The sequence below is a fragment of the Streptomyces gilvosporeus genome, from assembly GCF_002082195.1.
Lineage (GTDB): Bacteria > Actinomycetota > Actinomycetes > Streptomycetales > Streptomycetaceae > Streptomyces > Streptomyces gilvosporeus.
Map to the genome: position 1 here is coordinate 2,007,177 of NZ_CP020569.1, position 11,590 is coordinate 2,018,766.

Sequence of the window (11,590 nt, forward strand, 5' to 3'; positions counted from 1 at the left end):
GCGGAGGCGATTGCGGCGATGACCCTCATACGGGCCGTGACCAGCTGCGATGTCATCGCAGCTGCGTATGAGGGGCGCGGGCCCGGTGGCGGCCGGGCCCGCGGGGTGTCACCCGGCCGACTGGGCCACGGGGTGCTTCTCCCGCGGCTGCGGGGCGGGCGGCGTGGACGTGGGGCCCAGGGCCTTGAGCAGCGGACTCGTGACGGCGGTGGTGATCAGGGCCATCAGGACCAGCACCGTCAGCCCGGTCGCGCTGATCAGATGGAGCTGCCAGCCGATTCCCGCCACCACCAGTTCGGTGACGCCGCGGCAGTTCATCAGGGCGCCGAAACGCAGCGCGTCGGTACGGGGGAAACCCGCCACCCGGGCGGCTCCGCCGGCTCCGACGATCTTGGTGAGGGTGGCCGCGACCAGGATTCCGGCGAACACCAGCCAGGGGCCGGGGTGCAGGCCGAGCGCACCGATCGAGACATGGAGCCCGACACCGGCGAAGAACAGCGGCAGCAGCACCGTCAGGGTGAAGCCCTGGAGCTGCTGGTTCATCCGGGCGGTGACCGTCGAATCGCGCGGGACGGCCGTGCCGAAGAGGAACGCGCCGATGACCGGATGCAGCCCCAGCAGATGGGTGACGACGGCGTAGGCGATGGCACCGACCAGCAACAGGGGCAACAGCCGCTCCCCGCCGGGCCGTTGCTCCGCCTTGCGGACCACCGCCGCGAGCAGCGGGCGCACCACGAACACGGTGAGGGCGACCAGGGCCAGGGTGATGCCGACGGTCGTCGCGATGTGCAGGGTGCCGCCGGTGCCGGTCACGGCGAGGAGGACGGTCAGGCCCAGCCAGGCGACGCCGTCCCCGACGGCCGCGGCGGCCAGCGAGAACGAGCCGAGCGACGAGCGGTCCATGCGGAGGTCGACCAGGAGCCTGGCGAGCACCGGCAGCGCGGTGATCGACATGGCGAGGCCGAAGAAGCAGACATAGCCCGCGAATTGGGGCGCTGAGCCCTTCAGCATCGCCGGGGCGAGGGCCGCGATGCCGGTACCGACGAGGAACGGCAGGCCCATTCCCCCGACCACGGCCGCGCCCAGCGCCTTGCGGCCCGTATGCTCCGTCTGCTCCAGGCCGAGTTCGCAGCCGAGCAGGAACATGAAGGTCACCAGGCCCAGTTGGGCCGCCATGTCGAGCGTGGCGGTGACTTCCGGGGGCAGCAGCCAGGCCTGCCCCGCCGGCCAGATCCAGCCCAGCGCCGAGGGCCCCAGCAACAGGCCGCCGAGGATCTCGCCGATCACCAGGGGCTGGCCGAGCCTGCCGAGCAGCACGCCCAGCAGGTGGCTGAGCAGCACGATCACCGCGACGGCCAGCAGAAAGCGGGCCATCGGGTCCACCGCGCCCGCGCCGCCGGAGGCGGCCAGCGTCACCGTCAGCATGGCGACTCCGCCACACCGGCGCGGACCGGGGCCGGCCCGGCCAGATGCTGCGGGGCCGGGATGTCGCCGCCGGGCCAGGAGGCGAACCGGTGCGCCCCGTAGAGCAGCGGGGTCCCGGTGACCTGTACCAGGCCGGTGACCAGGCCCAGGACCAGCGTGTGGTCGCCGATCTCCGCCAGGTGGGCGACCTGGCATTCGGCGGTGGCGAAGGCGTCCTCGCTCAGCCACGGCAGACCGGTTTCGGGAGCCGGCTGCCAGACGGTGTGCGCGAAGCGGTCCGGCACCGGTTTGGCGAAGGTCTCCGCGGTGTGCCGGGCCCGCTCGTGCAGCAGGTTTACGGCGAACGCGCCGCAGCCGCGCAGCGCTTGGAGGGTCTCGCCGCGGGTGGTGAGACAGACGGACAGGATCGGTGGTTCGGCCGTGACGCTGGCCAGGGACGTGCAGGTCAGGCCGCGCGGGCGCCCGTCGGGGCCGTGGGTGGTGACCACCGCGACGCCGGCGGGGAAGGTGCTCATCAGCGACCGGAAGTCGTTGACGGGAACCGGTGCCGGGCCGTCCTCGGCGGTCTCCCACCGGACGGGAGGCGGGGCGGTGCGTGCGGCTGGGGACAGGGGCAGGCGGCTGGCCATGCGCGGTCGCCCTTCAGGAGAGAAGGTGGGCATACGGGAACGTGCGGCGCCGATGCCCGCCCGCCGGTGGGGCGGGGACGGGCATCGGCGCACGGCGCGGGGGGACCGTGCTCAGCCGGCCTTGTTGATCGAGGCGAGGTACTCGTAGCAGCTGGGCAGGGAGTTGACCAGGTGCTCCGTGTCGGCCTTCAGTGCCGCCAGCTCCGCACGTGCCGCGGCCGGGTCGAGGTGCGCGAGCGTCGGGCGCGGCCGGGTCGGCTCATGGCCCAGGCCCAGCAGCATGGTGATCCACGAGTACTGCTCGAAGCCGTGGTAGGCCGGGTAGATGGTGTGCTCGTCCAGGAGGTGCGACGAGGCGGTCTCCAGCCGTGCGGCGAGCGCGTCCGGGATCGGGCGGACCTTGGCCTCCTTCCAGTACGCGGTGTCGTCGCGCTGCGCGGCGCGGTAGTGCAGGACCAGGAACTCCTTGACGCCGTCGAGGACGTTGGCGACGCGGTCGTTGTAGTCCTTCATCAGCTGCGGGTCCCAGTGCTGGTCCGGGAAGTTCTTCACCAGCTGCTCGATGCCGTGCTGGATGAAGAAGATGCCGGTGGACTCCAGCGGCTCGACGAAGGCGCTGGACAGGCCGATGGCCACGCAGTTGTTGACCCAGGAGCGGCGGTTGCGGCCGATCCGCATCCGGATGTGGTTGGCCTCCAGGTCGTCCTGGCCCGGCGCGGCGAACTCGCGCAGGGTGCGCTCGGCCTCCTCGGGGGTGCAGAACTCGTCGGAGTACACATAGCCGTTGCCGTTGCGGCCGAACAGCGGGATCGTCCAGATCCACCCCGCGTCCATGGCGGTCGCGGTGGTGTAGGGCCGCATGCCCTTGGTGGCCTGGTCCGGCTGCGGGACGCGCAGGGCGACCGCGCGGTTGTTGGGCAGGACGTCCTGGAAGGACTCGAAGGGCTCCTCCAGGGTCTGGTTGATCAGCAGTCCGCGGAAGCCCGTGCAGTCGATGAACAGATCGCCGGAGATCTCGCCGTGCTCTCGCGTGGTGACGTGGCCGATCCAGCCGCGCTGGTCGCGGGCGACGTCGACGACATCGTCCACGACGTGCCGTACGCCGCGGTCGGTGCCGTACTTCGTCAGGAACTTGGCGAGCAGCGAGGCGTCGAAGTGGTACGCGTAGGGGAACTGGTCGCGCTGGTCCTCCAGCGTCGAGCGGCCCAGGGAGCCGTCGAGGTCGCCGGCGAACAGGGAGCCGTCGAGCATCCGCGGCGAGCGCTGGGCCTCGCAGAGCGCGGGGGTGATGAAGCAGGAGCGGTCGAAGGGCTCACTGCGGTCACCCTCCAGCAGCCACCAGTCGGCGAGGGTGAATCCCTCGGCCGTCCGCAGCCGTTCGAAGGGGTGGTAGAAGTGGTGGCCCGGCTTGCGCCAGTTCTCGAAGCGGATGCCCAGCTTGTAGGAGCCCGCACACTCCGGAAGCCATTCCCGCTCGTCCAGGCCGAGGTAGTCGAAGAAGTGGCGGACGGTGCTGAAGGTCGCCTCTCCGACGCCGATGGTGGAGACCCGGTCGGATTCCACCAGCGTCACGTCAATGCGGTCCCCGAACGCCGCTTTGAGGTACGCGGCGCTCATCCATCCCGCGGTGCCACCGCCGACGATGACAACTGATTTGATCACGCTGAACTCCTGCGTCGAAGAACGGAACCAGCCGGTCGGAGATGAGAGCTGGATCGTGCCGGCACACCGCCGACAGTCCGGCCGGTTTGCCTGCGGCGACGGTAGGAGGCCGGGCTTTTCTTTCGTTATCGAGGCTTCACGACCGACATTTCGGGCATGCGCGGCCGGCTGGCACAGGGCAAAAACCGAGGTCCTCCGGGGTGGGCGGGCGCCGACCCGCCATGCGGCGCGCCCTCTTCGGCGGGCTCGGCCCGTGTTAGGCAGCCGATACGGCGCCGATAGGTCCGGCTCCTAGCGTGCGCGGGGATGACCGTGTGCGGATCGACGAAGGAATGACAACCGTGTACCGGACCATGATGAAGTCCAAGATCCATCGCGCCACCGTGACGCAGGCCGATCTGCACTACGTGGGCTCGCTGACCGTGAGCGCGGACCTGATGGAGGCCGCCGATCTGCTCCCCGGAGAGCGGGTGGACATCGTGGACATCGACAACGGTGCGCGGCTGTCCACCTATGTCATCGAGGGCCCGCGCGACTCCGGGGTCATCGGTATCAACGGGGCCGCGGCCCGGCTGATCAGCCCGGGAGACCTGGTGATCATCATCGCGTATGCGGCGGTGGACGACGCCGAGGCCCGGGACCTCAAGCCCCGGGTGGTCTTCGTCGACGGGCAGAACAAGGTCCTCACCGAGGGCAGCGACCCCGCGGACGTCCCGGCCGACTCCGGTCTGCTGCGCGGGGACACCGTCTCCGCATAACCTCCCCGCACCACAACGTCCGCCGGCGGAGCAGGATTCCTGCTCCGCCGGCGGACGTGTGTCGGCCCTGCTGCGCGGCCGGGACTACGGAAGGTGGAAGAAGATCATCGGGTTGTGGTCGCTCTCCCGCACCGGCTCGCTCAGGCCCAGATCGGCCTTCACGGCGGCCAGTTGCTTCGTGACCTCCGGCGCCTTCGCGGTGGACGGCGTCAGGAACTCGACGTTCTTCTCGGCCAGCCACTTCATGACGACCGAGCCCTCGCTGAACGGCTTGGGCCGCCGGCCGTGGAAGACGTCGTGGACGCTGGTGGGCGTACCCGAGGGAACGGCCGGGAAGAGGTTGTCGATGTACCAGTGGGCGAAGCGGGCGCCGTGGTCCGCGTCGATGAAGAGGTAGTCGGTCTTCTCGGTGGGCACCTTCTCCAGGTGCTGCTTGACGTCGCCCTTGGTGAACGTCCAGCGGTCCGCGGAGAGTTCCTCCGGAACGTTGCGCACCACATTGTCGACGATGTCGAACGAATACAGATGCCCGATGCCGTTGTCGCGCAGCGCGCTCAGGATCCACATCGTCGACCACCCGTAGAAGGTGCCGATCTCCACCACGACCTCGGGACGCAGATCGCGCAGCAGCAGATACGTCATCTCCGCTTCGTAGTCGTCGAGCTGGGCCTTCATGGTCTTACCGCGGTCGCGCAGGAACTGCCGCTGGCTGTCGCGGACGGCGCGCAGGTCGTCCTGGTACTTCTGGTAGAGGCTAGCGACCTGCTCGACGGTTATGGATTCCATGTTCCCTCCACGGGGACGTTGCGTGCTGATGGGGTGGGACTGTGGTTCAGGGGGAGGGCACGTGCGGTGCGCGCGCAGCTCAGTCATGGGAAACCTCCGCGCCCCGGCCGAGACCGATCAGGGCCAGATTGCGCAGCGGGGGACTGCCCGGTACGAGATAGCCGCTGTGGGCGGCGCCCCCGGCGGCGAACGGCCGGGCGCCGAAGGAGGCGGAGGTCGGGTCGGTGCCGAAGCCGAGGGTCGCACCGAAGACGTTCACGCTGACGTGGGGAGCGCCCGCGATCCAGTCGTCGGTGCCGCGGCCGGCCCACACCGGGACCCGCACGGGCAGGTCGGAGACCGAGCCCAGGCTCATACCGGGGCTGCCGAAGACGGCGACGCCGGCGAGGCCGGACGCGGTGCGGGAGGTCATCCCGCCGAGGGCCTTGCCGCACACCACGGAGCCGTAGGAGTGGCACAGGAAGGTCACCTGCGCGCGGGTGTTGGCGGTCCGCAGCTGCTGCAACAGCGTCGTCAGCAGCCGGCCGCCCTCCTCCGCACGCGCGGTGGTGGCGATCTCCCGGCTCATCGTCCGGGGGGCGTGGTAGCCGTACCACGCGACCACGGCGACCGGGGCCTTGGAGAGGCGGTTCAGCTCCGCGTACAGCGAGCGGGCGCCGCCGCCGAGGGAGGCCTGGCGGGAACCGAGGTAGTCGAACGTGTCGACGGTGGTGTCCGACCCCGGGACCAGGACCACGATCCGGTGTGCCGCGGCCAGGTCGCCGAGGACCTCCACGGCCTGTCCGTCGCCCTTCGGGCTGAAGGAGAGGAAGGTGCGGCCGGGGGAGTTCAGTCGCTCCAGGTGGCGCTCGCGGTCGGTGTCCCCCATCCGCCGCGCCGCGGCCGCGGAGTCGGATATGTAGGTGCGGTTGGCGGCGTAGCGCGCGGTCAGGGTGTCGGCCTGTACGGCGGGAAGCCGTGGCGCGGCGGGGGCACCGGCCGTCGACCGGGTCCCCGCACTCACCGACAGCACGATCGCTGCGGCGACGGCCACCATCAGACCGCCCCTCCCCCATCTTGCCGCTCGCACAGCCGCCGTTCCCTTCCACTCATTGTCCGACTGAGTGGAACCCTAGAATTCGCGGCCGGAAAGAACATCCCGCTCGAGAGCCAACTGGTCTGTAGCTCTCAGGTATGACCTGCACCAGCCGGGGCGCTCACACCTGGATCGCCGACTGTACCCGAACGGGGCCGACGGGCGCCGCCACGTACCGGTAACGACTACCGGAGCATCCGGCCACCTCCGCAGGTCTTCCGGCCGTGCGGGGGCCGCGCATCGGCGCGGCGCACGCCGATGTCCCGTCTTTCAGGGGGAATTGACGCACGGCACCGCTTTCCTTTGCGTTTCCCTTATGCGGCACCCGCGTCCGTGCACCCGCATCCCACCCCGTCCGGAAATGCGGCCACGAGTCGATCCAACGACCCGATATCGACTCGATATTGACCCGATAAGGAATCAATACTGGGGCAATATCGAGGCGATATCACTCTTTCGTAGAATTCCTTGCGAAGAAGTCTGGCCGGACGGCCTTCCGGGAGTACCTTCAGTGCGACGTGTCGGACCCCCCACCCCCGTACCGACGGGCGATACGGAACGCTTAAGTCCATACGAAGATTCTCCTCGCCGGACATGGCCAGCGGGAATGCGAAGTTCTCAATCGCTCCCGGGAGGGCTAGTATCCAGAACTCCACATGAGCAGCACCAGCACCACGAGCAGCTACCGCATGCGGGTCCCTGACCACGATCTGCGTGCCGTTGAGTCGCGAATGATCAGCTTCGGGGGGAAGCCATGGGGGAACAGCTCAAATTCACCATACTGGGTGCGCTCACGGTGACAATGGACGGACGGCGGATTGCCATTGGGGGCGCTCGGCAGCGCAGCATCCTCTCGCTGCTTTTACTGAATCCCGGCAGAATAGTCTCCGTCGACACGCTGGTGGAGACCGTATGGAACGGCCGGCCGCCCGCCACCGCGCGTACCCAGGTGGCGATCTGCATCGCCGCGCTGCGCAAGCGGTTCAAGTCCGAGGGCTGCGACACCGAGGTCATCGTCACGGCACACCCCGGGTATCTGTTCGCGCTGGAGAACCACTACGTCGACGCCGTCGAGTTCGAGCAGCTCACCGCGAGGGCCCAGGAGGCCGTCCGGGAGCACCGTACGGCGGACGCGGCGCAGTGGTACGAGGAGGCGCTCGCACTGTGGCGGGGACCGGCGCTCGCGGGGGTGGCCGGCACGCTGGTGGAAGACGAGACGGAGCGTCTGGAGGAGCTCCGGCTCGCCACCTTCGACGCCCATGTGGCCGTCAAGTTGGAACTCGGCCATCATCGGGACCTTCTGCCGGACCTGCTCTCCGTCGTCCGGGACCACCCGCTGCGCGAGCGTGCCCGCGGCGCGCTGATGCTCGCCCAGTACCGGGTCGGCCGGCGGGCGGAGGCCATGGAGACCTTCCGGGAAGGGCGCGAGCAGTTCGTCCGGAGCCTCGGTCTGGAGCCCGGGCCCGAACTGCAACGGCTGCACGATGCGATCCTGCGGGACGACCCCGCGCTCGCCGCCCCCGCGGCGGCACCCGCGAGCCCGGCCGAGGAGCGCGGCACGCCGAGCGAACTGCCCGCGGGGGTACCGGACTTCGGCGGCCGGACCGCGCAGCTCGCCGAGCTCGACGGCCTCCTGCACGACCAGGGGGAGCCCGGGCCGCTCGCGGCGGGGCTGATCACCGGCAGCCCGGGGGTGGGCAAGACGGGCCTGGCCGTCCATTGGGCGCACCGGGTCGCCGACCGCTTCCCCGACGGTCTGCTGTTCGCCGATATGCGGGGGCACGACGAGACCCACGGCCCCGCCACCGCCGAGGCGGTGCTCGGCTGGTTCCTGCGGTCCCTGGGCGTTGCGGAGGCGGACGTCCCCGACGACATCCACCAGCGCATCGCGCTCTATCGCAGTCTGCTGGCCGACCGCCGGGTGCTGATCGTGCTGGACGACGTCCGGACGTTCGACCAGATCCAGGCCCTGATTCCCGGCAGTTCGCGCTCCTGTGTCCTGGTGACCAGCCGCGGCCAGGTGGAAGCGCTGATGGTCCGCCACGGTGCGGTCCGTATCGACCTCGACGCGCTGTCCCGGCAGGAGTCGACCGCGCTGCTGGCGCGCCTCATCGGCGAGGAACGGGTGAGCGCGGCCGGCCCGGACGCCGAGCGGCTCGTCGAGCTGTGCGACCGGCTGCCGCTGACCGTACGGATCGCCGCGGCGAAACTGGCGGCCAAACCGCACTGGCCGGTCGGGCACCTGGTCTCCCGGCTCGACAACGAGCGTCTGCGGCTGGACGAACTCAGCTCGGGCGAGTCCCCGGTACGGTCCGGTTTCGAGCTCGCCTACCGGAACCTGCCGTGGCAGGCCGCGGTGCTCTACCAGCGGCTCGGGCTGCTGGACGCACCGGACTTCGCGAGCTGGGTGGGGGCGGCGCTGCTCGACGAGCACACCGATACGGCGGAGCGTCTGATGGAACGGCTCGTCGACGCCCACCTCCTGCACACCGCGGGTTTCGATGCCACCGGTCAGCCGCGTTACCGCTTCCGCGGGCTCTCCCGGCTCTTCGCACGGGAGGTCGCACAACGGGACGGCGACGACGCCGAGCTGCGGGAGGCGCTGGGCCGGGCGTTCCGCTGCTGGCTGACGATCGCCGACCACGCCCGCCGACAGGAGAGCGGCCACGGCAGCCCGCCGCTGCGCGCTTCCGTACTGCGCCGGCTGATCGACCCGGCCCTGCTCGACAAGCTGACGGCCTCGCCGTCCGACTGGCTGGCCGCCGAGCGGCCCGCCCTGATCTCGGTGATCGACCAGGCCACCCTGTGTGGGATGGACGGACTCGGCAGGGATCTCACGGCGACGCTGATGGGGCCCTGGGTGTCCAGCCGTTGCGGCTGACCGGGCGGTAAGCCGGAGGCGGGACCTCGTGCTGGGGACAACCCCACCACGAAGTCTCGCCCTACCCGTCATGACCTGCCCTGATCCGGTAGCGGAAGATAGGGAATGTGCTGATACGTAACGGGGAGAAGAAGACGGCCGCCGCAACCGTGTGGCGGACCGTTCAGGGGTGGGACCGCCGACTGGTCTGGGGCGGGGGATGGCTGCTGGCGGCCGGATTCGCGGCCACGCTCGCGCTGTCGACCCGCCTGGAGACCCACCGGTCATGGGGTCTGTGCGCCGGGGTGGGATATGTGGGGGCGGCGCTGGTCGGATGTCTGCTGCCCCGGCCGCGTGCGCGGTCCGTGGCGCTGGGATGCGCGCTGACCGGGGCCGTCGCCCTGCCGCTGCTGTACCTGGTCCTGACCGGCCGGGCGCAGAGCGAGGTCGGGGTGATCGAGCGTTCCGGGCTGCTCCTGATCAGCCAGGGCACGCCCTATCTGCCGCACCCGCAGAACGTCGCGGAGTACACGCCGTATCTGCCGGGGATGGCGGTGTTCGGGGTGCCGAGGGCGCTGCTGGGGGACGGGAACGGGGTGACGCAGCTGCTGGGCGATGCCCGTCTGTGGTGCGCGGCGATGTTTCTGCTCTGCCTTCAGGCGGGACGGGTGGTACTGCGGCGGCGGACCTGGGGCGGGCCCGGCCACTCCCCCGGCCACGGCGCCCGGTACCGGATGGCGATGACGGCGCTGGTGGCCTCTCCCGTAGTGGCGATGCCGCTGTGCGTCAGCGGCGTCGATCTTCCGCTGACCGGGCTGTGCGGTCTGGGACTTGCGCTGGCGGTGCGCCGTCGGCCGCTGGCGGCGGGACTGGTGCTCGCCGTCGCCTGCTCCCTGAAGTGGACGGCGCTGCCGGCCGTCGCGGTCGCGGTGGCCGTGCTCGCGGCAGCGGGCGGGGCCCGGCCTGCCCTGCGGTGTGCGGGAGCCTCGCTGGCCGGCACGCTGGTTCTCGTGCTTCCCGGCGCGTTGCTCTCCCCCGCGGCGATGGTGGAGCAGGTACTGGCCTTTCCGACGGGGCAGGGCGCGGTGCGCACCCCGGCCGACAGTCCCCTGCCCGGGCATCTGATCGCCGAACTCGTCCCCGGCGGCTGGTATGTGACGGTCGGCCTGCTCCTGCTGGGGGCGGTGGCGGTGACCGTCTCCCTCGTCCTGCGGCCGCCGTCCGGCATCGTCGCGGCCGTGGACCGGCTGTCGGCCGGTCTGAGCGTGGCCTTCCTGCTCGCGCCCGCCGGACGGTTCGGCTATCTCGCGCTGCCCCTCGTGCTGATGGTGTGGGCGCGGTGGGCCGACGGGGCGCGGCGGCCGCGGACGGTCGCGCGGTCGGCCGTTCTCTGCGACCCGTTGCCGCGCGTCCGGGCGGCGTCGACCCGTCCTTGAGCGGCCGGCGATCTGGAGGACGGCGCGACCGCACGGCCGCGCCGCCCTCCGCCCGCGTTACCCGAGGGCGGTGAGCCGCTCGCGGAGGTCGCGGAGCAACTCGGCCTCGTGCGGGACGAGATAGAAGTGATCGCCCCTGAACCCGCGTACCTCGCAGCCGGCCGTGGTCAGCTCCGCCCAGGCCCGGACGTCGTCGGGGGTGGGCCCGGGGTCGTCCTCCCCGAAGTAGGCGACGACGGGGACGTCGACGGCGGGGGCCTTGGCGCCGTCGACATACGCTTCGAGCAGCCGGTAGTCCGCACGGATCGGCGGCAGGACCAGGTCGCGCAGCTCGGGGTCGAGCAGCAGCTCCGCCCCGGGGCCGCCCAGTTGGCTGACCTTGGCCTGGAGTTCCTCATCGGTGAGGTCGCCGGTGGTCAGACGCCGCAGGCGGTGCGGTGCGGCCCGGCCGGAGACGAGCAGCGCCGCCGGTCCCGTCGCCCCGCGCCCGGCGAGCAGGGCCGCGACCTCGTGCGCCACGGACGCCCCCATGCTGTGGCCGAAAAAGACGGTGCGCGGCGTCATGCAGGGGGTCAGCGCATCGGCGAGCTGACCGGCGAGCTCCGCCATGCTCGTGCTGTCGGGCTCGGCGATGCGCTCCTCCCGGCCCGGATAACGCACCGCGCTCACCTCCCAGTCGGCGGGAAGGTGCTGGTGCCAGGCGCGGAAGAAACTCGCCGTACCGCCGGCGTGCGGGAAGCAGACGAGCCGCAGCCGGGGCGCGGCCACCGGTCGGAACGTCCGCAGCCACCGGGTGGAGAGGGAGCCGGAAGAAAGAGCCATGCGCGGGAGCCTAGGGACCGGGGTTATCGGCGTCCTATCGCCCGTCCCGGCCGATCCCGCATACCGCGTTCTGCCAGGTCACACCGCGAAGTACCCGTGATAACGAGACGAAAGGTGAGCCGCTTACCTTCGCAGAC

9 protein-coding genes are annotated in these 11,590 nt (G+C 70.8%); 3 read left to right on the forward strand and 6 right to left on the reverse strand.

The genetic code is table 11. The annotated features are described in order from the left end of the window. Positions 1-108 precede the first annotated feature (108 nt). The 3 genes from B1H19_RS08830 to B1H19_RS08840 all read right to left on the reverse strand — a co-directional run bounded on the left by B1H19_RS08830 (position 109) and on the right by B1H19_RS08840 (position 3,716). Positions 109-1,425, reverse strand: coding sequence for a cation:proton antiporter domain-containing protein (locus tag B1H19_RS08830; RefSeq protein WP_083104064.1), 1,317 nt, complete (start codon positions 1,423-1,425; stop codon positions 109-111). After that, positions 1,419-2,054, reverse strand: coding sequence for a flavin reductase family protein (locus B1H19_RS08835; protein WP_083104065.1), 636 nt, complete (start codon positions 2,052-2,054; stop codon positions 1,419-1,421). Before B1H19_RS08835 ends, B1H19_RS08830 begins: the two co-directional genes overlap by 7 nt. A gap of 111 nt (positions 2,055-2,165) precedes the next feature. Beyond that, the gene (locus B1H19_RS08840; RefSeq protein WP_083104066.1) at positions 2,166-3,716 is read right to left on the reverse strand and encodes a tryptophan halogenase family protein; all 1,551 of its coding nucleotides are present in this window, start codon (positions 3,714-3,716) and stop codon (positions 2,166-2,168) included. A gap of 341 nt (positions 3,717-4,057) precedes the next feature. Between B1H19_RS08840 and panD the strand changes: the two genes are divergently transcribed. Then, complete coding sequence (gene panD / locus B1H19_RS08845; RefSeq protein WP_083104067.1) at positions 4,058-4,474, forward strand: aspartate 1-decarboxylase; 417 nt, start codon at positions 4,058-4,060, stop codon at positions 4,472-4,474. Between the two features lie 84 nt (positions 4,475-4,558). Here panD and B1H19_RS08850 read toward each other — a convergent pair whose 3' ends face one another. After that, positions 4,559-5,260, reverse strand: a complete 702-nt coding sequence (locus tag B1H19_RS08850; protein ID WP_083104068.1) for a class I SAM-dependent methyltransferase — start codon at positions 5,258-5,260, stop codon at positions 4,559-4,561. A gap of 79 nt (positions 5,261-5,339) precedes the next feature. Next, positions 5,340-6,296: an alpha/beta hydrolase gene (locus tag B1H19_RS08855; RefSeq protein WP_083104069.1), complete on the reverse strand. Its 957-nt coding sequence runs from the start codon at positions 6,294-6,296 to the stop codon at positions 5,340-5,342. An 841-nt stretch (positions 6,297-7,137) separates the two neighbouring features. Here B1H19_RS08855 and B1H19_RS08860 point away from each other — a divergent pair. Both B1H19_RS08860 and B1H19_RS08865 read left to right on the forward strand, forming a co-directional pair. After that, entirely contained in the window at positions 7,138-9,216 is a 2,079-nt protein-coding gene (locus B1H19_RS08860) for an AfsR/SARP family transcriptional regulator (RefSeq protein WP_237289785.1), read from the forward strand. Positions 9,217-9,323: 107 nt separating this feature from the next. Next, positions 9,324-10,631: a glycosyltransferase 87 family protein gene (locus B1H19_RS08865; protein WP_237289232.1), complete on the forward strand. Its 1,308-nt coding sequence runs from the start codon at positions 9,324-9,326 to the stop codon at positions 10,629-10,631. 57 nt (positions 10,632-10,688) lie between these two features. Here the strand turns inward: B1H19_RS08865 and B1H19_RS08870 are convergent, their stop codons facing one another. Beyond that, positions 10,689-11,453 carry a thioesterase II family protein gene (locus B1H19_RS08870; protein WP_083104071.1) on the reverse strand — a complete coding sequence of 255 codons (765 nt, stop codon included), beginning with the start codon at positions 11,451-11,453 and terminating at the stop codon, positions 10,689-10,691. Positions 11,454-11,590: the final 137 nt, after the last annotated feature.

Coding starts and splice junctions, on each gene's coding strand:
- B1H19_RS08870 (WP_083104071.1), bottom strand. CDS start 11,453: ATGGCTCTTTCTTCCGGCTCCCTCTCCACCCGGTGGCTGCGGACGTTC.
- B1H19_RS08830 (WP_083104064.1), bottom strand. CDS start 1,425: ATGCTGACGGTGACGCTGGCCGCCTCCGGCGGCGCGGGCGCGGTGGAC.
- B1H19_RS08835 (WP_083104065.1), bottom strand. CDS start 2,054: ATGGCCAGCCGCCTGCCCCTGTCCCCAGCCGCACGCACCGCCCCGCCT.
- B1H19_RS08860 (WP_237289785.1), top strand. CDS start 7,138: ATGGACGGACGGCGGATTGCCATTGGGGGCGCTCGGCAGCGCAGCATC.
- B1H19_RS08850 (WP_083104068.1), bottom strand. CDS start 5,260: ATGGAATCCATAACCGTCGAGCAGGTCGCTAGCCTCTACCAGAAGTAC.
- B1H19_RS08855 (WP_083104069.1), bottom strand. CDS start 6,296: ATGGTGGCCGTCGCCGCAGCGATCGTGCTGTCGGTGAGTGCGGGGACC.